Here is a 23301-nt window from a genome sequence, read left to right as displayed (position 1 = left end):
GTCAACGACTCGTCACCCCGCCGAGTACGCCGCCGACCGTATTAAGCGGGGAACCTAGCAGCCCTCCCGCTCCACTAGTGAGTCCACCCGTTGCATCACCCACAGTGCCAGTGACGCCGCTGACCGTACCCGTCACCGGATCGGTGACAGCACCTGCAGTGCCAGCCACTTGGCCGACCGTACCGGTGACGCCGCTGACCGTACTAGTCGGAGCGCCAAGTGTATTGGTGACGCCACCGACAGCGCCGCCGACGGTATCCGTAACACCACCGACTGCGCCGGTCGTACCTTGCACCAGGTTTCCTGCGGTTTGTCCCAAGCCGCCTGTCACACCGCCGACGGTTCCGCCAACGGTGTCAGTCACACCGCCCACGGACTCCGTGACTCCCGAGGTCACCGGGCCCACCACAGTGCCAGGCGACGGCAGCTGTGGCGGCACAAACGGTTGTGGAGCTGTAGTCGTTGGCGGCGGCGTGTTCGTACTAGGGGATTGCACAGGGGGCGGCGGATTCGTCGTGGGCCCAGGAGCGCTGGGCTGCGGAGCTGGCGAGTCCGGGGCACTCGGCTGCGGACTGTTGGGGGCCGGGCTGGGAGCGGGTGTGCTCGGGCCGCTGCCATCGCCGACCGTGTGCGGCGGGCTGCTGGCCGGCGCTTGTGAGCTATCCGAAGTGGGATCTGTGGCGGGTAGCGAGGGGTCCGTTGAAGGACGCTGACCTGCACTGGACACACCGGGGTGTCGCGGGAGAGGGGCCGAGGGCGCCGCTGTGCGCGGAGCTGTGCCGAGAATTGAGGAGGCCGCCGCAGGTTGCTGACTAGGTGCCGCGCCGATGAGCGCAGTAGGAGAGTCGCCGCTGTGCTGCCCGGCGCCCGTCTCGGCTTCGGCGGCTTCCTGCACGCTTCCGGCTGAGGAGGTCATAGGGAAAAAGGACGTTCCGACGCTGAGCGATCCGGCGGCGATCAGGACCACGGCTGCAGCGGCACTTGCGACAGCGGCCGCGCGCCCGACGTTGCGCCGAGACGCTGCCCGTTCGATTGTGGGCAACATCGGTGGAACGGGCCGTCTGCGCTGGGTCGCTGCGAGCTGCTGGGGGCGCGCGCTCGACGCCAACGGTCGGGGCGCGGACGAAGGAGATTCAAAGCTGCCCGACGCGGCGACGTGTGCAGCGCCGATCGCAACCGCGAGACCGGGGTCACGGGGTGTAAGTACTGGCAGCCGGAACTCACGAGTGAGCAACTCGGTGATGAGCGGGGTCGCGGCGACACCGCCAGCGAGGACGATGCGTGCGACGTCCGACTCGCTGATCTGGGCGGTTCGCAGGGCTTGACGGGTGAACTCAGCCAGCCGTCTACATGCCGGCGTGATGAGTTCTTCAAATTCGTTTCGAACGACTCGAATGTCCTGCGCGTTGCCACCACGTTCAGACAGGACTTGGGCGGTCGTTCGGAAGGAGAGGGTCTCGCGAGCAATACGCGCGGCGTTTCGAAGGTTCAGAGCGCTCTCGACGAGTCGTCTTGGAGCGGTTTGATCAGCGAGTTCGGCAATCTCCGCTTCGCTGTGGACCTGTGGAAGTACGTGGGTCAAAAGCGCATAATCGAACCACTCGCCGCTCACGTCCGCCGTCCGAAAGTGCGTGGCTGGCAGCTCGGACCCTGTTTCGGGCGTCCGCTGGGAGATTGTCACGTCCGTATACCGGGCACCGATATCGATAACCAGCGAAGCACCGTCCGCGGCCCCGTATTCACGATGCGTGAAGGCGATCAACGCGTCAGATTCAGTCACCAGCGCGGGCGCTGGCTCACAGACAGTCCGCAAAGCCTCTGCGAACGTCGCCCGTGCATACTCCGACCAGTCCGCTGGGACTGCGACCACCGCCGAAGCAGTCGTATCGCCTCCGAATTCCGCACGCAGCATCTGGACCGCAGTCGCAGCAACCGTTGCCGCGTCGCTGGTCTCGCCGTTCGCTCCGGCTATGCGCACGGCGTCACCGACGCGTTCACAGAGGTCTGAGAGCACGATAGGGCGCGCGGCCGCGTGCCTTTGCACCGTGGCGGCGCTATCGCTGAACGTGACTGTGCCGTCGCTGTGAAGCAGGAGCGGGGCCGGTCTTGTCAGCGCGCGGGCTGCGTTTTCCTCGGTGTTCTGCTCGGTACAGCACGATACCGTGTAGCAGGCGCTTCCGATGCTTAACCCCAGACCAGTCAAGGCGCACCTTTCAGTTTGCTGCAGCGGTGTTGCACTGCCTGCGCTGCAGGCGAACGTTCCCCGCCCACAATCCCAGTCCCGGTGTGGGTGTGGTCTAGGACACGCCAAGACTACCGGGCATATCCCCTATAGGGGGCGCTTCCCCTAAAGATCGTTCCCCTAAGCGACGGTAACCAATCGCGGGTTGTCCCCCATTGGGCACGGTCGGGGCCGCGCGAAGAATCGAGCTCACAACGATGCGCGTGAGCGTGCTTTTGTCACCCACGGACGGAACGAGGGCTGAGGCAATGTCGATTACCGCGGGCAACCCACTGGTTGCACTTATTCTTTGGCTGCTCCGGGACTCGAGTGCCCGTGAAGAGTTCCTCGCCAACCCAGCATGTTTCCTTGAAAAGCACGAGGTACTGCCTTTTTGTCGCGCGGATATCGACGCCATCGCGCCGCTGATCTGCAAAATCGGCGGCTTTAATGGTGATCCGAGTGCCCTAGCCGCGCATCTGTGCCCGTCTGGGTGGTTCGGTGCTTCGCACCTGGCGGCGGGGGGAGCCACCAAAATCGTCAATCTTCTGACTCCCGGCGGTGGGCACGGTGGCGGAAAGGCAGTAGTGGTGCAGGGGCCAGGCGGAAGCTCATCCGCCGTGACCCACGGACCTACGATTGTGGGACCGAGCACCACCGGTCCCACTATCGTCGGACCGACTATCGTCGGTCCGACGATAGTCACGCCCGGAGGTGGGGCAGGCGGGGGCAACATTGTCTTCAACCCCGTGATTGCGCCTGTAATAACTCCAGTGATTGCCCCCGTCATCAATCCTGGCGCACCAGGCGGCGGCGCGGCGGCACCTATCACCAATATCAACAACAATACGAACAACAACATCATCACCACCCCGCCCGGCGGTGGTGGCGACACTATTATCATCAACAATCCGCCCGGCGGAGGAGATGTGACCGGGCCGGTTACCAATATCGGCGACATCGGCAATATCGGCAACATCGGTGACATCAGCCTCGGTGATATCGGTCTGGGGGATATCAATCTCGGTGATATCGGCAATCTCACCGGCCCGATTCTGACCGACATCCTCACGTCAGGAATCACGCTTTCCGAGATTCTCCCGATCGACGTGCTGAGCAACAACGTCTTCGGCGACCTCATCAATGCAGCCTCGCTTGGTGACCTCACCGACATCGGGAACTTCGTGCAAAACCTCTCGAACATCGGCATCCTCGAGCCGTCGCTGGCGATCGGTGACATCATCAACAGCCTCGCCAACGTCGGTGACGTCACCGGAATCGGTCCGATCGGCGACTTCCTGCAGAACATCGCCTTCTTGAACGACCTGACCGCACTCGGTCAGGTGGGTGACATTCTGCAGAACATCACGGGCATCGGATCGATCGATCCGTCACTCCTGCAGAACATTACGGGTATCAACGACCTCGGGGGAATCACCGCAATTCTGCAAGATCTCGACATTACGGATACCGACGTCCTCAGCAACCTCATCAATGTTGGTGACTTCCTGTCGAATCTGTCGGGGATCGGTGACGTCTCCAACATCGGTCAAATTCTGCAGGACTTCGCCAATGTCGGTGACCTGACGAATGTTGGACAGGTCGGCGACATCCTTTCGAACCTCGTCAACGTCGGTGACCCCTCGGCCGTCATTGGTGACATACTCAGCAACGCCGGTGATTTCAGTGGCATCGGCGAGATCGGCAACATACTTTCGGGGCTGTCCCAGATTGGCGACATCACCAATATCGCGACGGTTGCGGACACCTTGCAGCAGTTCGCTCAGATCGGGGACCTCAGCGTTTTCAACTCTGTGCTCGACGGCCTTACGGGGGTCTTCGACCCGGATGTAACCTTCAGCGATCTCGTGGCAGTGTTATCCAATGTCGGCGACATCAACACGCTCAACACCGCGCTCACAGACGTTCTCAACGGATTTAGTGGGATTTCCGATGTCGGCAATCTTGTGGGCGTTTCGGACATCCTCAACGAACCGAGCGCGACGATCGGTGATGTTCTCTCAAACCTCACGGCACAGGATCTCACCGGTATCGGAGAAATCAGCAATGTGCTCAACCAGCTTGCTTCAATCGGTGACACGGCGTTAATTGGCCAGCTCGGTGATGTGTTGTCCAACTTTGCGAACCTCACCGACTCCGCCAATCTCACTGGCCCGCTTTCAATCCTCAGCGACAACCTGCAGAACATCGCGAACATCAGCGATGTCGCCGTGCTTAACCAGGTGAGTGACTTTCTCCAAAACATCAGCATCCTTGACCCATCCGCAACGGTCGGCGATGTGCTGAACAACATCACTGGTACTGCGAATTTTAGCGATATCGCGCTCATCAGCGATGTCCTGCAGAACATCGGTCAGTTCGGAGACCTGACAGGAATCGGTCAGGTCGGCGACACGCTTACTAACCTGATCACCAACAACGGAGATGTCCTTTCCAACCTTAGTGACATCGGTCAGCTCGGCGACGTGCTGTCGAACCTGGCGTCCACGTTCGAGCCCACAACGATTGGCGAAATCGGCGATGTCCTTAGCAATGTCGCCAATGGTGCATCACTCGAGGGTGTCGGAGATGTGCTGTCCAACAACATTGGTCAGTTGGGGCCCCTCACCGCAGTGCTCGGAGATCTCACCGGCATCAGCGACTCCACTGGAATCGGCACTATCGGCGACATCCTGTCGGATCTCGCTTTCCTCAACGACAATGTTGGCGTCGACGTGCTGACGAACGCGCTCCAGAACTTCGCGAACATCGGTGACCCGGTATTTGTCGCTGATTTCCTGAACGCCGTCATCGACTCGGACACGATCGGAATCGGCCAGATTGGTGACGTCCTCACCAATAACGGTGACCTCGGCAACTTCGCGGCGTTCCTGCAAGACGTTGCTCAGATGGGCGATATCGCGGGAGCTGCGGAATTTCTCAACAATATCGGGAACATCGGCGACCTGCTCAGCGCCAACAGCGCGCAACTCATCGGTACGGTCGGCGACGTCACAAATGTGAGCACGATCGGTGATGTGCTTTCAGACCTGGTGGCGCTGAACAACGCGGGCGTCCTCGGTCAGATCGGTGATGTCCTTATCGGGCTCGGCAACGTCGAGAACCTGAGCGGGATTGGGGACGTTCTCAGCAACATCGGAAATGGTTCGGGCGTAGGCGAAATCCTTACTGGCGACGTTACGGCACTCAACCAGATCGGGGACGTGCTCTCGAACATCGGCCAGCTCGGTGATGGTGCCAGCTTCACCGCCATCGGATCTGCACTTGAGAACATCGCCAACATCACGGATCCAACGATTATTGGCCAGATCGGCGATATCAGTGCACTTTCTCCAGTTTTCGACAACATCGCCGTTCTCAGCGACTTGATCGACGCCGGAGATATCACTGTGCTGAATCAGATCAGCGACGTGCTTACCAACGTGGCGGGTGGCAACCAACTTACCGACGTTCTTTCCAATATCGCGCTGATCAATGATCCGGTCGTGATCGGTCAGCTTGGCGACGTTCTGAACAACATTGCTCAACTGAGTGACATCAGCACCATCGGGCAGATCGGTGAACTGCTGAGCGGAAACCAGCTCGGCGATATCACCGGTATCGCAGGCGACTTCGGTGACATCGCCGCAAATCTACTATCAGGCAACCAGTTTGGGGATTTCGCTGGTCATATCGGTGATGTGCTCACCGGGAACGAGGTTGGCAACGTGATTTCAGGTATCGCGGGAGGAAACCAGGTGGGTGACGTCCTCTCGGGCATCACGGCGCTCAACGACGCGGTGGCAATTGGCCAGGTGAGCGACATCCTTTCGAACTTCGCGCAAATTGCCGACAACACGGTGATAACCCAGATCGGAGAAGCCCTTTCCGGCAACCAATTTGGGGATGTGCTGTCCAACCTTGCACAGTTTGACCCAGTGGTTCTCGGCCAGGTGGGGGACGTCCTCTCAGGGTTCAGTGCCTTCACCGATCCCGCGGTAGTGGGACAGATTGGGGACGTCCTCTCAGGAAACGTCGGCGCGATCGGTCAAGTCGGTGACATCCTCTCGAACCTCGCTTCGACGGGCGATATCGCGAGTATCGGTGCGATCGGTGACGCACTGAACAACTTCGCGAACCTCTCCGACACGTCGCTCCTGTCAGACCTCATCACCGCGGGCGATTTCACCGCGATTGGTCCCGTCTTCGAAAGCCTCGCCCAGTTCGGTGACGTGAACAACCTCAGCGTTGTCGGTGACGTCTTGAGCGGCAATGTCGCGCAGGCTGGAGATGTACTCACCAACCTGGCGAACGCTGACGGCGTCACCCAGTTTGGTGACGTTCTCTCCGGGATCGGCAGCGGAAACATCGCGCAGATCGGTGACGTCTTGAGCGGCAATGTCGCGCAGCTGAGTGACTTTAGCGATTTCGCTCAGTTCGGTGACATTCTTTCGGGCCTTGGCGCGCTCAACGACCCCGTTTTGATCGGCCAGTTCGGTGACATTCTGTCCGGCCTCGCGTCGAACAATCCGGTCGCAGTTTCCGATCTTGCCGACATTCTCTCGGGCAACGCTGGTCAGTTTGGGCCGATCACAACGTTCCTCGGCGATATTGCGGGCATCTCCGATCCAACGCTATTCGGGCAGGTTGGCGACGTACTTTCCGGCATCGGAAACGTGGAGAACCTGAGCGGAGTGGGCGATCTGCTGTCTGGTAACAACGGAGACATCCTTTCCGGCCTAATCGGCATCGGTGACGGGAACGGAATCGGCGAGGTCGGCGACGTGCTTTCTAACCTCGCGACGGTGAGCGAGAACCTGAATATCGGTGCGCTCGGCGCGGCTTTGCAGGACATCGCAACGATTGGTGACCCATCCGCAGTCTTCGGCGACATCCTGTCGGGAGACGTACTGTCCAACATCTCGAACTTCGGTGACTTTGGGCTCGCGGAATTGAACCAGGTGGGCGCGTTCTTCCAGGACATCGCGCAGGTGGGAGACCTCACGGCCGTGGGTCAAGTCTTCGACAACCTTGTCAGCCTCAGCGACATCGCGAACATCGGCGAGATTGGCGATGTACTCAGTGGATTCGGTCAGTTCAATGATGTGCTATCGAATATTGTTGGCGGAAACAACCTCGGAGACGTCTCAGGTATCGGGGATGTCAGCGATATTCTCTCCGGCACTCAGTTCGGTGACATCCTGAGCGGTTTCGGCGATGTGCTTTCTGGGTTTAGCGCGGATCCGGCCGTGATCGGTCAGTTCACGGACGTACTCAACAACCTGGCTGGTGGCAACGAGTTCGGTGACATCCTGTCAAACATCGCTAACCCGGCACTGATCGGCCAATTTGGTGACGTCCTCAGTGGACTCGCTTCTGTAGGCGACCCTGCGGCAATCGGCCAAGTCGGTGATGTCCTGTCAAACATCGGCTCGTTCGGTGACGACGCTACGATCGCTTCGCTCGGAGCGGTACTCCAGGACTTTGCCAACATCAGCGACGCCGCTCTTATCGGGGACATCCTCAGCAATATCGCTACCGGCGATCCGTCTGCCGTTTTTGGAGATGTCTTGTCGAACATCGGTCAACTCGAGCAGGTTGGCGCATTTTTCGAGACTCTCGCGCAGGCGGGTGACATTACCGGCATTGCAGGCAACCTGGCAGATATCGGCGACGTATTGTCAGGCAACCAGCTCACTGACGTCCTGTCGAATATCGCACAGCTCGGAGACATCACGGACAATACCGTGATCGGCCAGGTCGGAGACGTGCTCTCGAACTTCGCGCAGATCACCGACCCCGCAATCGTCGGTGACTTTAGTGAAGCTCTGTCGGGTCTTGCTTCGGGTAACCAACTAGGTGACGTGCTCGGCGGCAATCAGTTCGGCGACGTTCTTTCCGGTCTCGCTCAGATTGGTGATCCTACCGCGATCGGTCAGCTTGGCGATGTGCTGATCGGAATCGGAAACGTCGAGAACCTCGGACAAATCGCCGACGTGCTTAGTGGCGACCTTTTCTCCGGCAATTTCACTGAGGTCGGAGACGTACTCTCGCAGCTTGTAACGCTGGGTGACACCGCCAACCTGACTGCCATCGGCAACGCTTTGCAGGACTTCGCTAACATCACTGATCCGTCTGTGCTGAGCGACATCCTCAACCCTTCCAGCGACATCGGTGACATCCTCTCTGGCTTCACCACTGGTGACATCGGGCAGCTCGCGGCATTCTTCAATGACCTGGCTGATGTCGGTGACGTCAACGCCATCGGTGATGTGCTGAGCAACATTGGGCAGCTCAGTGACATCGCAAACGGAAATACCATCACAGACGTCCTTAATGGGCTTGCCGGTGGTAATCAAATTGGGGACATGGTCGGCGGCATTGCCAACGGCGACAACGGCGTCGGCCAGATTGGCGATGTCGCGGCCATTTCGCTCGCACAGGTCAGTGATGTTCTCAACAACAGCCAGTTTGGTGATGTGCTGTCAAACCTCGCTAGCATCGGCGACCCAACACTGATCGGCTCGTTTAGCGATGTGCTAAACGACGCGGCAGCGAATCTCGGGTCGGGCAACACGGTCGGCGACATCACCGGCATAGCAAGTGAAGTCGGAGATGTGCTGTCCGGTGATGTGCTCTCAGCAATCACCAATAATGGAGATCTCGGCAACCTCACCAACTTCTTCCAGAACATCGGTCAGGCCGGTGACCTCAGCGTTCTGAGCCCGGTTCTCGACAACGTAGGCCAGATCGGCGATGTGCTCACTGGCGACTTCGGCCAGTTCGGTGACGTGCTGTCTGGAATCGCCAACATTTCGGATCCGGCGGTGATCGCCCAGGTTGGTGACGTCCTCACCAGTCTGGCCGGCGGCAATGACATCAGTGATGTGCTGAGCGGCCTGACAACTGGAGACATCGCATCGATCGGTCAGATCGGAGATGTCCTCAGCGGCATCGCCAACATGGACAACGCTGGCCAGGTCGGCGATGTGCTCAGCGGTTTCGGCAACCTAGAGAATGTCGGCCAAGTCAGCGAGATTCTGTCTGACCTGGTAGACGTCGGTGACTTCGCGCCGGTTACCAACCTCGGTGATGTGCTGCAGGGATTCGCAAACACGGGCGACATCAGCCAGGTCGGCGCATTCTTCGACAACATCACGCAAAACGGTGACCTCAGTGTTCTGAACCCAGTTTTCGAAAACATTTCGACACTGAGTGATTTTGGGAACATCAGCGACATCAGTGACGTGCTTAGTGGCATCGGCAATATTTCTGATCCCACCGTCATCGCTCCCATCACTGACGTGCTGTCGGGCATCGCGAACATTTCCGATCCCACGGTGATCGGTCAGGTCGGTGACGTCCTTTCTGGTCTCGCATCAGGCAACGATGTGGGTGACGTACTCTCCGGCCTGTCAGGCATTGGTGACGGAAACTCAATAGGGCAACTCGGTGACGTCCTCAGTGGACTCGGCTCCTTCGGTGACGTCACGGGGATCGGAGAAGTCGGTGACGTCCTGTCGAGCCTCGGAGGACTCGAGAACATCGGACAGGTCGGTGACATCCTCTCGAACTTCAGCGCGATCAGCGACAACCTGAACCTCGGAACACTCGCAGCGACGTTGCAGGATGTCGCGCAAATGGGAGACTTCGCCCCGTTCCTGCAGGACATCGCTCAGGTCGGTGATGTCACCGGCATCAGCGCGGTATTCGACAACCTATCTGCACTGAATGACCTCAGCAATGTCGGTCACATCAGTGAAGTGCTGTCAGGTATCGGTAATGCGAACGAGGTCGGCAATGTTCTCAGTGATCTGGTGGATGCGGGCAACGCCAATCAGATTGGTGACGTCTTGAGTGGCCTGGCAAATGCAAACCAGCTCGGTGATGTCCTATCCGGGTTCGCGAACATCACCGACCCCACCGTTTTCGGTGAGATCGGCGACGTCCTTAGCGGCATCGCGAATCTCGACAACACGCAGATCGGCAACGTACTCAGTGATCTGGTGGATGCGGGCGACTTCGCAAATGTCGGCGAAATCGGCGATGTGCTCTCGAATCTCGCGAGTGCAGGCGACTTCACCAACATTGGACAAATTAGCGACATCCTCAGCAACTTCGGCACGATCAGCGACAGCTTCAACGTCGGTGAACTCGGTGCGGTTCTGCAAGACATTGCGCAGACGGGCGATATCAGCGAGGTTGGAGCCTTCTTAGACAATCTCGCCCAGATGGGTGATCTCAACGTTCTCAGCCCAGTCTTCGAGAACATTGCTGCGCTTAATGACATCAGCAATGTTGGGCAGATTGGGGACGTGCTCAGCAACTTCGTCGAAGCCGGGAACGGGAACCAACTCGGTGATGTTCTGTCCGGCATCGCAAATATCTCTGATCCCACGGTGATTGGTCAGGTCACCGACATCCTGTCGAACTTCGGCAATGCCAACGAAATTGGTGACGTTGTGTCAGAGCTGATTTCGATCGGCGATAACGCCACGATCGGACAGATCGGCGATGTGCTGAGCGGTATCGGTTCCTTCGAGAACTTCGGTCAGATAAGCGACTCTCTCAATGACCTCAGCGCGCTGAGCGACAACCTCAACATCGGTGCGCTAGGCGCGACACTGCAGGACGTTGCCCAGACCGGTGACATTGGTCAGTTTGCGGCATTTTTCCAGGACGTCGCCCAGGTTGGAGACATTGGACAGCTAGGTGCAGTCTTCCAAAACCTCTCAGTGCTCAGCGATCTCGCCAACCTGGGAGACATCGGTGATGTCCTTTCCGGGAACGCGAATCCAGTCACTGACATCCTGTCGGGTGACATCACCAACATCGGGCAGATGGGTGACGTGCTGAGTGACCTGTCGGCGCTGAATCCTGCCGTCATCGGTCAGGTCGGTGACGTTCTGTCCGGAATCAACGGCAACGAGTTTGGTGATCTGCTCTCCGGGAATGCTGGACAGATTGGTGACGTACTCTCCGGGCTCAGCTCGATCGGCGATCCAACAGCAATCGGTCAGGTCGGGGACGTCCTCTCGGGAATCGGCAACATCAGCGATTTCGGCCAGCTTGGTGACCTTTTCAGTGGCAATGAGGTCGGTGACATCATTGCCAACATCGCGTCGATGAGTGACAGCTTCAACCTCGACGCAGTCGGGACTGTCCTGCAGGATTTCGCGAACGTTAGTGACCCGCAGTTGCTCTCGAACTTCCTGAACGACCTTGTTAGCGCTGACCCGTCGGCCACTGTTGGGGACGTGCTTACAACTATCTCGAGTGGAGATGTTGGGCAGCTCACCGCCATCGTTCAGGACATCGCGCAGGCAGGTGACCTCAACGGGATCAATGCGGTGTTTGACAACCTCGCGCAGTTGGGTGATATCAGTGACGTCGGCCAGTTCGGTGATGTCCTTAGCGGACTCGCTGCCTTGAATGACCCGTCAATAATCGGTGAGATCGGTGATGTGTTCTCCGGCTTCACCGGTATAGCGGATCCCGCGGTGATCGGTCAGATCGGTGATGTTCTCAGCGGCAATCAGGTCGGTGACGTGCTGTCGGGCCTTACTGCGGTTGCCGACCCCACAGTGGTCGGGCAGTTTGGCGATGTTCTTTCGAACCTCGTTACAATCACCGATCCTGCGATATTCGGTCAGGTGGGTGACGTCCTGTCCAACGTGGCCGACATCGAAAATGTTGGCCAGTTCGGCGATATTCTCTCCAATCTGGCAACGCTGAGTGACACTGTCGACATCGGAAACCTGGGAGCTGCATTCGGGGACATCGCGAACATCAGCGATCCCGCGATTGTCGCTGACTTCCTCAACGGACTGGCGTCGGGTGATCCATCAGCTGCGGTCGGCGATGTGTTGTCGAATATCGCGTCTGGCGATATCGGGCAGCTCGGGGCGTTCTTCAGTGATCTCGCGGAGGTTGGTGATATCAGTGCTGTCGGTGCTGTGTTCGACAGCCTTGCGCAGCTAGGTGACATCAGCGGTGTCGGCCAAATCGGTGATGTTCTCAGCGGTAACGATGTCTTTGGGCAGGTGGGTGACTTCCTGAACGGCGTTGGCAACATTTCCGACCCGACGGTGGTCGGTGAGATCGGAGATGTGCTTTCGGGTCTGAGCGCGATTGGTGATCCAGCGATTGTGGGCCAATTCGGTGATGTGCTTTCCGGTATCGCTTCTGGCAATGAGCTCACGGACATACTGAGTGGTGACTTCGGCCAGCTCGGGCCGATTAGCTCGGTGATTGGGGACCTCACGGGCGTGTCGGACCCAACGGTGATCGGTCAGATCGGCGACGTTCTCTCGAACCTCGCTGCTGTCGGTGACCCAACACTGATCGCTTCGATTAGCGATGTGCTAAACGACGCGGCAGCAAACCTCGGGTCGGGGAACGTGGTCGGCGACGTCCTGACGAACCTAATATCGCTTAACGACACAGTCGATATCGGGAATCTCTCCGCCACGTTGCAAGATTTCGCCAATATCAGCGACCCCTCAGTCCTCAACGACATGATTGACAGCGTCGTGAACGTCAGCGGCGACCCGTCCGCGGCCATTGGTGATGTGCTGTCGGGCCTCTCAGCCGGGGACATTGGCAATGTGACCGCGTTCTTCGAAGACCTCGCCCAGATCGGCGACTTCGGCAACATCTCGGCTGTGGTCGAAAATATCGCCACTCTTGGCGATATAGGCAACATCGGCCAGATTGGTGACTTCACTGCCAACATTGGTGACTTGCCCGGGCTCGGGGATTTGCCTGGCCTAGGTGACCTGCCAGATCTCTCAGAAGTTCTTGACCCCAGCCTAATTGGCGATCTCACAGGAGGTATTGGTGCAGTGGAATTTGTAGGTGATATCTCCGGCGGGTTCAGCGGTGCAGCTGAAGCCGTGGCAGGGGTCGCGGGTGCCGCAGCGGGCGCGGCGGAAGCTGCGGGCGCTGCCGCGGGCGCGGTCGCGGGTGCAGCTGGGGCAGCAGCTGCTGCAGGAGGTGCGCTCTCGGGTGCAGTGGACGGAACCGCGGGGGCAGCCGCGCAAGCAGCGGGAGCGCTGTCCGGCGGGGCAACGGCAGTCGGAGACGTCGCTGGAAACCTCGGGGGCGCGTTCGCCGGTGGTGCTGAAGCGCTTGCGGGCGCAGCGGGCGGTGCGACGGGGGCGCTCAGCGGTGCTGCAGGGGCCGCAGCCGGAGCCGCCGGTGCGCTCGCAGGTGCTGCCGGGGCTGCGGGTGACGTTGCGGGAAGCCTGGGCGGTGCCTTCGCCGGCGGTGCGGGAGCGATTGGTGGCGCCGCTGGTGCGGTCGCTAGTTCGGCTGGCGCTGCTGGTGACGCTGCGGGAGCTGTTGCAGGGAGCGCTGGCGCTGCGGGACAAACGGCAGGTTCGGTTGCCGGAGCTGCTGCCGCCGCAGCAGGTGGCGCGGCAGCGGCAGCAGCAGGCCTCGCAGCCGTTGCGGCCGGTGGTGCTGAAGCAATCGGTGGATTTGCGGGCATGGGAGAAGCGCTTGCGGGTGCTGCGAGCGATCTTGCAGGTAGCGCTGGTGCGGTCGGAGGTGTGACAGGAGCTCTCGCCGGATCTGCTGGCGCCCTGGGTGACGCTGCTGCCGCCGTGGGCGGTGCCTTTGAAGGCGGCGCGGGCGCGGTCGGTGACGTTGCGGGCGCGCTCGCGGGATCAGCTGGCGCGGTCGGTGAAGTTGCCGGGGCTGCGGCAGCCGGACTTGCGGGTGGAGCTGGAGCGGTCGGTGACGTCGCAGGCAGTCTTGCCGGTTCGGCTGGAGCGCTCGGAGAAGCCGCCGGGGCTGTTTCTGGCGCACTGAGTGGCGGCGCGGAAGCTCTCGGCGGTGCAGCCGGAGCGTTCACGGGCGCACTCGAGAGTGGTGCCGAAGCCGCAGGTGCGGCCGCAGGAGCGTTCGCTGGTGCAGCGGGTGCGGCGGGCGACGTCGCCGGGGCGGTGGGCACGGGTCTCGCTGGTGGTGCGTCGGCGATCGGCGATGTCGCGGGCGGCCTCGCAGGTGGCGCGGGGGTCCTCGGAGAAGCCGCGGGCGCTCTGGGTGGTGCAGCTACAGGCGGCGCAGGTGCGGTCGGCGACGTGGCGGGAGCTTTGGCGGGGAGCGCAAGTGGATTGGCTGGTGCCGCTGGCGGTCTGACTGGTGCGTTTGAAGGCGGCGCCGCTGCATTGGGTGACGCTGCCGGTGCGTTGGCCGGCAGTGCGGGTGCGATCGGTGACGTTGCGGGTGCAGCTGCGGGCGCCTTCGCTGGCGGTGTTGAGGCACTCGGTGGTGTGGCTGGCGCGCTGGCTGGTTCGGCTGGCGCGGTCGGTGATGTCGCTGGCGGTCTGGCTGGTTCGGCTGGCGCAGTTGGTGGAGTCGCTGGCGGTCTGGCCGGTTCTGCGGGCGCCCTCGGGGAGGCTGCTGGCGCGGTCGGCGGCGCATTCACCGGTGGAGCGGAAGCGATTGGCGGTGCTGCTGGTGCCCTTGCGGGGTCAGCCGGAGCTGTCGGTGAGGTTGCTGGTGCGCTCGCCGGTTCAGCCGGAGCGCTCGGCGAGGTTGCTGGTGCGGGAGCCGGAGCGTTCGCTGGTGGCGCCGAAGCGCTCGGTGGTGTCGCAGGAGGGCTGGCGGGTTCGGCTGGTGCGGTTGGTGACGTTGCCGGTGCACTCGCAGGAAGCGCGGGCGCACTCGGAGAGGCTGCGGGTGGCTTTGCGGGCGCCTTCGCCGGTGGCGCAAGCGCACTTGGTGACGCTGCGGGTGCCGTGGCCGGTGCCGCTGGCGCAGCGGGAGAAGCCGGTGGTGCTCTCGCCGGAGCCGCCGGTGCAGCTGGCGAGGTCGCCGGGGCGCTCGCGGGTTCGGCTGGCGCTGTCGGTGACGTTGCCGGTGCTCTCGCGGGAAGTGCGGGCGCCCTCGGGGAGGTTGGTGGCGCCCTCGCTGGATCGGCTGGCGCATTAGGAGCCGCGGCTGGCGCGGTGGCTGGCGGTGCTGAGGCCGGTGCGGGTCTCGGTGGTGCGCTTGGTGACTCGGCCTTCGGGCTTGGAGGAACACTCGCTGGCGGTGCTGAAGCCGCCGCCGGCGCAGCCGGTGCCCTGGCTGGCGGTGCGGAAGCGCTCGGCGGTGTAGCTGGTGGTGCGGCGGGTGCGTTTGCTGGTGGTGCTGAGGCTGTGGGTGGCGCAGCTGGCGCCCTGGCTGGCGGTGCGGAAGCGCTCGGCGGTGTAGCTGGTGGTGCGGCGGGTGCGTTTGCTGGTGGTGCTGAGGCTGTGGGTGGTGCGGCTGGCGCCCTGGCTGTCGGTGCGGAAGCGCTTGGTGGTGTTGCTGGTGGTGCGGCGGGTGCGTTTGCTGGTGGTGCTGAGGCTGTGGGTGGTGCGACTGGCGCACTAGCTGGCTCGGCTGGTGCTCTCGGGGATGTCGCCGGTTCAGCTGCTGGGGCCTTCGCCGGGGGCGCTGGAGCGCTGGGCGAAGCGGGTGCCGCGTTCGCAGGTTCAGCTGGCGCCATCGGCGACGTGGCTGGAGCGGCCGCTGGTTCAGCCGGTGCAGTTGGAGACGTGGCCGGTGCGCTGGCTGGTTCCGCGGGCGCACTTGGAGGTGCCGCGGGTGCCTTCTCCGGTGCGTTGACCGGGGGTGCTGAGGCTGTTGGCGGTGCGGCTGGTGCGCTTGCTGGTTCTGCTGGGGCGGTCGGTGATGTCGCTGGTGCGCTGGCCGGCTCTGCTGGGGCGGTCGGTGATGTCGCGGGCGCAGCTGCGGGCGCATTCGCTGGCGGTGCTGAGGCCCTCGGTGGTGCCGCTGGTGCGCTTGCTGGTTCTGCTGGGGCGGTCGGTGATGTCGCTGGTGCGCTCGCCGGCTCAGCAGGTGCGCTGGGTGGAGCAGCGGGTGCCTTCACTGGCGCGTTCGAGGGCGGTGCGGACGCTGTCGGAGGAGCCGCCGGAGCGCTTGCCGGGTCGGCGGGTGTTCTCGGCGACGCCGCTGGCGCGTTCAGCGGGGCGCTGCAGGGTGGTGCTGCGGCTGCGGGCAACACCGCCGCAGCATTGGCGGGCAGTGCGGGCGCGCTCGGTGACGCTGCAGGTTCTGCTGGCGGCGCGCTCAGCGGTGGTGCTGATGCTCTTGCCAGTACTGCGGGTGCGGTCGCTGGTTCGGCCGGCGCGCTTGGAGGGCTTGCAGGTGCGCTGGGAGGCGCCGTTAGCGGCGGGGCAGGAGCTTTGGGCGGTGTGGCCGGGGCGGCTGGAAGCGGGCTTGAAGGCGGAGCCGGCGCTGTCGGCGGCGCCGCTGGTGCACTCGCCGGTTCTGCGGGTGCGCTCGGAGAAACAGCGGGTGCGTTCGGTGGCGCCCTCGGAGCCGGTGCGGACGCCTTCGGTGGTGCCGCAGGCGCTGTGGCAGGTTCCGCAGGTGCACTGGGCGATGCCGCAAGCGCATTCTCTGGTGCTCTGCAAAGCGGCGCTGACGCTGCTGGTGGCCTTGCTGGTTCGGCAGGAGCGGTCGGTGATGTCGCCGGGGGCCTGGCGGGAAGCGCCGGTGCGATCGGCGACGTTGCAGGGGCTGGCAGTGCTGCACTTGCCGGTGGCGCTGGTGCTGCCGCTGCGGCCGCTGGCGCGCTCGCGGGCAGTGCGGGTGCACTGGGCGAGGCGGCTGGTGCGGCTGCAGGTGGCGCGGAAGCGATCGGTGATGTGGCTGGTGCCCTTGCAGGCGCTGCGGAAGCGGGTGGTGCGCTTGCCGGTGCTGCTGAAGCTGTGGGAGGCGCCGCGGGTGGCTTCACGGGAGCCTTCGAAGGCGGCGCCGATGCGCTGGGTGGCGCAGCGGGTGCGCTCGCTGGGTCAGCTGGTGCTGTCGGCGACGCAGCTGGCGGGTTCGCAGGGGTGCTTGACGGTGGCGCTGGAGTCATCGGCGACGCGGCAGGAGCGTTCGCTGGTGCCGCGGGCGGTTCGGCAGATGCTCTCGGCGGAGTCACCGGTGCGGTGGCTGGAGGCGCCGACGCGCTTGGCGACGCGGCCGGGGCGCTGTCCGGGAGCACCCAGTTCCTGGGCGATGCAACAGCTGGTGTGGCCGGTGCCGGAGGTGCTGCCGCGGAAGCTGTTGGAGGCGTCGCGGGCGCTGCTGCGGGTGGAGCCGAGGCGATCGGTGGAGTTGCTGGTGCCGTCTCAGGGACACTTGAAGGCGCGGCTGGGATTACGGGCGGACTCACCACGGCGTCTGAGTCGGTGAGTGCAATGTCCGTCCCGGACAGCACGGACAGCTTCAGCGGAACCACGGACTACAGCACTTACAGTGCTCCCGTAACCGACTACGCTGCCCCGGTTGCCAGCACGACCGGTGCGGTCACGGGTGTCGTGACCGATACGGTGGGGAGTGGTGCAGACACTCTGGGTACGACCGCCACGGGGCTGACGAGTGGGCTTACATCCGGGCTCTCAAGCGGCCTGTCGCAAACGTGGGATTCCGGTTTGACGTCCGCATTCGATGCTCCCGTCGCAGACAGCGGCGACTTCATCGGGTGACCGTGCAGCGTGAAATTGGCCCGGTGCAGAGAAATCGTCTGCACTGAGTAGATCGAAGCTGGCGTGCTCCCGGACTGGACTTGGTAACCTCCGGGAGCACGCCGTCCCAAGGTGAGCTTCACTGCGCGAAAGGGACCACTTGATGACGCAGACGCCCGAGCGCACTGCCACGATCGATCGCTCCAGCGTGCCGGGCTCGCAGGACGGTACGACGCAACATGTCACAGTGTCATCAGTGCGAAGCAAGGTGGCCGATCAAGCCGCACTCGTGGCGATGGTCGACACGGCGCTGCGTGCGGTAACGAAATCTGGCCGCGATGACTTGGCCCGCAAACTTATAGCTGTCCGGGAACGTGTCAGCGATTCGAGGCTGCGTGTGGCAGTCGTCGGTGAGTTGAAGCAAGGTAAAAGTCAACTCGTCAACTCTTTGATCAACGCGGGTGCGTGCACGGTCGGTGACGACGAGGCGACGGCAGTGCCAACGCAGGTTCACTACGCGGAGCAGGCAGCTGCCTTTCTTGCCCTCAGTGATACCTCGGGGAACGTGTCGCGCCAGCCGGTGCCGCTGGACGAAATCCATGCGATCACACCACTCACGCCGTTCGCGGCCGGGCAAAGCGTGCTGCGGCTAGAAATTGGCATTCCCTCGCCGGTGCTGCGCGAAGGCCTCATGCTCATCGATACGCCAGGTGTCGGCGGACACGGTAATCCACGATTAGCCAGCACACTCAGCCTGCTGCAAACATCTGATGCAGTCTTCTTCGTCACCGACGCCAGTCGCGAGCTGACGGTGCCGGAAGTGGACTTTCTCCGCCAGGCTGCGGGCGTGTGCCCGGCCGCCGCATGTGTCGTCACTAAAACAGACCTTTATCCGCACTGGCGCGAAATCGCCGCAGCCAACGAGCGCCACCTGGCTGAGGCCCGAATCGAAATTCCGGTCCTTGCCGTGTCGGCGTTGCTGCGCGGATATGCGCTGCAGCGCCGAGACGAGTCACTCAACCAGGAATCGGGTTTCCTGGAACTGTTTCGTTTCCTGCGTGATGACGTTGCGGAGACGGTCTCAGGAACGTTGCGCCGGCTGGCCGCGACAGACGTCACCGCAGCAACCGAACACCTGATCATCTCGATGCGCGCTGAACTGGCCTCGCTGCGCGACCCCGCACGCCACGCGGAACGTCTCGCGGACTTCGAAAAAGCCCGTACCCGGGTGGAGGAACTCCACAAACGTTCGGCCCTGTGGCAACAGACGCTCAACGACGGCGTCATGGACCTGGTCGCGGACATTGAACACGACTTGCGGGACCGCTTGCGCCACGTCCAGAGGGCGGCGGAAGAGACCGTCGATACCACTGACCCTGGGCCGGCCTGGGAGGAACTCGGCGGATGGCTTGAAGACCAAGCGGCTAAGGCGGTGGGCGACAACTTCGTGTGGGCCCATGAGCGTTCCCTTTGGCTGGCTGAACAAGTCGGTGAACACTTCGCTCTCGACCACGCCGTCGACATCCCCGACATTGAGCTCGATGATGTCGAGGGCGTGCTGGAACCCGTCGCGGACCTCGGGGAAATCGAATCAGGCAAGCTAAGCGTCACCGACAAGGTGATGGTGGGGATGCGAGGGTCCTACGGCGGAATCCTCATGGTGGGTCTCGCGACGACGCTCGTTGGTATGGCGCTGATAAACCCGCTCTCGATCGGCGCGGGCGTAATATTCGGAGCACGCGCCTACAAAGAAGACATGGCTAACCGCCTGCAGAAGCGGCGCGCCGACGCGAAGATGGCGATCAGGCAGTACACCGACGATGTTGCCTTCCAGACGGGCAAAGAGTCGCGAGACCGGCTGCGGTGGGTGCAGCGCCAGCTTCGTGACCATTTCACCGACATCGCTGGCCAAACGCTGCGGTCCCTCAACGACTCGGTACGCACCGCCCAAGAAGCGGTGAACCTCTCGAAACGTGACCGAGAGGTCCGGATCGCTCAGCTCGAAAGCTCACTGGCGGAACTCACAGAACTCAAAGCCGCCGCGCAGCGGATGCTAGGGAAGTAACGGGCATCGCCAGCGTGGAACTACACACCCAGAACTACAGGCCGGAAACTACTTCGCGGAAACTACAAGGCAGGAACAGTGACGGGACCTCAGCTTTCTCACGCCCGTGAATTGATCAGCGAAGCATCGCGCCTTTACCGGGGCAGCATCGGCATCAAGCAGGCGATTGCGGACTGTGACGAACGCACCCGTCAGCCCCTGCGCATCGCGTTCTCCGGCTCGCTCAAAGCCGGAAAGTCGACGCTGCTCAACGCGCTGGTTGGTGACGAGATCGCGCCGTCCGATGCAACCGAATGCACAAAAGTGGTTACCTGGTACCGCCACGCCCACGCGCCGAGCGCAGTGGCCTGGCGCGAAAGTGAGGGAGTTTCGGAGTCTTCGCCGGTGATCATCGATCGCAGCGGCCGGAACCTGGCGTTCCACCTGGGTTCGAGGACCGCGTCTGACATCGACTGCATAGAAGTCGGGTGGCCGTCAGAAAGCCTCGAGAAGACGATGCTGATCGACACCCCGGGGATGTCGTCGCTGTCCCACGATGTATCGGAGCGGACGGCGCGTCTGCTGACGCCAGAGCGCGGCCCCTCGGAAGCTGACGCGGTGGTTTACCTGCTCCGCACGCTCAACGACACGGACATCCGCTTCCTCCGGGAGGTTGGCTCCCGGCTCGGCGGGGAAACCGGGCCACTCGGAATCATCGGTGTTGTTGCGCGAGCCGACGAAATCGGTGCTGGCCGACCAGATGCGATGGGCGCAGCGCGTGACGTCGCGGATCGGTTTGCGGCGGAACTGGAGAGCGCCGGCCTGTGTCAGGCCGTGGTGCCAGTGTCTGGGCTGGTCGCACTCGCAGCTCGCACCCTGCGTGAATCCGAGTTCGCTGACTTGCAGCGAATCAGCCGCGTTCCCGCAGGGGATCGTGACCTCGCGCTGCTGTCGGCTGACCGTTTTACTCGCTCACCAGATCTGCCAGTGGCCCCTGAAGCGCGGTCCGCGTTAATGAACCGGTTTGGGGTGTTCGGCGTGCGTGTGGCAATCGGTTTCCTGCAGGATGGCGTTGCCTCCGCGAACGAATTAGCGCAAGCGCTGCTCACGCACAGCGGAGTTGATGACCTCACTGAGCTGATCGCTGTTCATTTCCGGCAGCGTTCAGAGGAGCTCAGGGCGCATTCGGCGCTGCTGACGTTGCGCGAGATCCTATCGACTTCGCAGGTCAGCGGTACCGGCGAGCTACTGGCCCGGGTGGACCGTTCGTTAGCGAGTGACCATGGACTGGAAGAGCTGCGTGTGCTCGCCCGGCTCAAAAACAAGCTTTCCGGCGTGCCTGATGTGAGCGACCTGAAGCGGATCCTCGGAGGCCGAGGCACCTCGCCTCAAGCTCGTCTCGGCGTCCCGTCGGGCACGCCCCCTGACGTCGTCCGGCAGTTAGCTCGTGATTCTGCTCTTCGCTGGCGTTCCCGCGCTCAGCACCCGCTGAACGACCCCTTCGCGGCAGCGGCATACAGATCCGCGGCGCGCAGCGCGGAGGGACTAATGGAGGATGCAGCTCCTTTGTGACGGGGCTCCGACCGTCCAGGCCGTTAGCTCGCCGCCAAACAACGTGGAGTTCCGATGAGCGCCGTCGCAGACAATATCTGCCAAAGAGTGCTGAAGCGCCAGTTCGAACTGACGTGGAGTCTCCTGGAGTTGCACCTCGCGGCCCTCGATCCTGCCACGGACCTGTTGTGGGAACCAGCGGTTCACTGCTGGACGATGCATCAAGGGCCCGACGGGCGTTGGATGCCAGACTTTGCCGAGACGGAACCTGATCCGATTCCGGTCCCCACCATCGCCTGGCTTACCTGGCACATCGGCTGGTGGTGGACGGCCGCGGTGGCAAGCGTGAAGGGTGGAATCCCGCCGGATATCCGCACAACCCGCTGGCCTGGCCCCAACGAGGAGACGCTTCGCTGGCTGCACAGAATCCGTTCAGAATGGCAAGAAGTTTTCCACCAGGTGAACGACGCCGACCTTGCCCGACCGGTCGCGGTGCCCTGGTCCGCTGCTGAGGGGCATTCTCTTGCCGACCTGCTCGCCTGGGTGAATGCAGAGCTGATGAAGAATGCCGCCGAAATCGGTCAGTTGCGAATTCTCCGCAATGCGGGAACTGGAGCGGAAAAGTCGACATGAGCCGTTGCGTTTGCTCGAAGACGCTTCGCCTCACGCGGCGGGCACGGCAGCGCGGATAACGTCCACCAGTTCGTCGCGGTTGGGGCCGTGTGCGTACGCTGGTCGCCAGCCGTCCTGGTACACAGCCCGTGCTAGTGGTTCAGCCGGTCGCAGCGTCTCGGGGAGCGCGGTCATCTCGAAGTAGCCTCCGGTGAGCTCCCCGATTCGGGGGTCAGCATCGGCCGCGGCGGCGATGAGGTCGGAAGTGAGCGGGATGGTGAGGTCGAGATCCTCGCCCTTCCATCGTCTTACCATCCCGCCATCGATCGCGATGTGGTCTGCGACCCAAGGCTCGATGGCGTGGTCACACCAGGCTCCGAACGGTTCGGCGACGGTGACTGGGTCAGTCCCCTCGTCGAGCAGAGCGAGCAGGGCGGTGATCTGCATGCAGGCCATAGCTATCCCGCGCCCGCGGGTTGGTGTCGTCGTTGCAACCGAATCACCCACGGCGACGAGTCCCGGAACGCCGCCTTGCCGACGGTAGGTGTTGCGTAGCGCCCCGCCGACAAGTACGGCCGAGGTGATGAGCGCGCGGTCCTGTTGGGTCCACTCGGCGAGCGCCGGGATGGCCCGGCAGGCGGCGTCGAAGGCTTCCTGGAACTGTAGTGCCTTGAGTGCTGCGTCCGCGGTGGGGCGGACGAAGACCACTGAGAAGTGACCCGCCTCGTGCAGGAAGACCAGGCACTGGTAGCCGTCGAAGTCGCCGGTGTAGGCAAGTGGGCTCACCACAGGCCCGGGCGCTGCTCCGGGCCGCAGCCGGTACGTGCGGTTGACGTACGCGATACCGCAGTCGCCCTGGATAGTGGACTCACTGCGCTGCATGCCAGACATGCCGTGCCGCCCGACTCGGCCCGAGGCATCCACGACGAGATCAGCCTCGACGATGGCGCCGTCGACCCGCGCGCCGACGACTCGTTTACCGTCGAGGATCAATCCATCGACGTGCCCCCTGCGCAGGGTGAGGCCGGGCACCTTCTGCGCCGCCCGTCGAAGTGCTCGTTCGAACGTCAACCGGCGCGACAGCACCCCCATCACCCGGCAGGAGCCGTCGGACCGGGGCGTCTCCAAGGGCTGCGCGCCCAGGTTCATCCAGTTGCGGTGCGCCTCAGGCCACTCCGCCTGCAGGAAATGGGGTACTTGGGGGCGGAAGCCGTGTGCATGTTCGAATTGCATGACCCCGCGACGGATCCAGATATCGCCGGCGGGTCCGGGGTCCCTGTCCACTGAGACGACCTGATGACCGCGACGAGCCAGGGCGGCTCCGAGCATGAGCCCCGTCGGGCCTGAACCAACGATGAGAGTGCGCACGACTCGTCCTTGGGTATACTTGTCATGACTTAATTACACTCATAGTCACCCGA

6 protein-coding genes are annotated in these 23301 nt (G+C 62.6%); 4 read left to right on the top strand and 2 right to left on the bottom strand.

Annotated features, from left to right (window positions below):
• Position 1: 1 nt before the first annotated feature.
• Complete coding sequence (locus ONR57_RS04515; protein WP_265121718.1) at positions 2-2203, bottom strand: Hsp70 family protein; 2202 nt, start codon at positions 2201-2203, stop codon at positions 2-4.
• 287 nt (positions 2204-2490) lie between these two features.
• Between ONR57_RS04515 and ONR57_RS04510 the strand changes: the two genes are divergently transcribed.
• From ONR57_RS04510 to ONR57_RS04495, 4 genes are all read left to right on the top strand, one after another.
• The gene (locus ONR57_RS04510; RefSeq protein WP_265121716.1) at positions 2491-17694 is read left to right on the top strand and encodes a hypothetical protein; all 15204 of its coding nucleotides are present in this window, start codon (positions 2491-2493) and stop codon (positions 17692-17694) included.
• A 274-nt stretch (positions 17695-17968) separates the two neighbouring features.
• A complete protein-coding gene (locus ONR57_RS04505; protein WP_265121805.1) occupies positions 17969-19738 on the top strand; it encodes a dynamin family protein in 1770 nt (589 codons plus the stop codon).
• A gap of 78 nt (positions 19739-19816) precedes the next feature.
• Positions 19817-21289, top strand: coding sequence for a dynamin family protein (locus tag ONR57_RS04500; protein ID WP_265121715.1), 1473 nt, complete (start codon positions 19817-19819; stop codon positions 21287-21289).
• Between the two features lie 54 nt (positions 21290-21343).
• Positions 21344-21901 carry a DinB family protein gene (locus ONR57_RS04495; RefSeq protein ID WP_265121714.1) on the top strand — a complete coding sequence of 186 codons (558 nt, stop codon included), beginning with the start codon at positions 21344-21346 and terminating at the stop codon, positions 21899-21901.
• A gap of 30 nt (positions 21902-21931) precedes the next feature.
• Here ONR57_RS04495 and ONR57_RS04490 read toward each other — a convergent pair whose 3' ends face one another.
• Positions 21932-23248 carry an NAD(P)/FAD-dependent oxidoreductase gene (locus tag ONR57_RS04490; RefSeq protein ID WP_265121713.1) on the bottom strand — a complete coding sequence of 439 codons (1317 nt, stop codon included), beginning with the start codon at positions 23246-23248 and terminating at the stop codon, positions 21932-21934.
• Positions 23249-23301: the final 53 nt, after the last annotated feature.

Origin of the sequence: Hoyosella sp. YIM 151337, from assembly GCF_026041215.1 — a bacterium.
GTDB lineage: Bacteria > Actinomycetota > Actinomycetes > Mycobacteriales > Mycobacteriaceae > Hoyosella.
The sequence above is the reverse complement of the archived record's forward strand: the minus strand, read 5'-3'. Positions and strand labels throughout refer to the sequence as shown.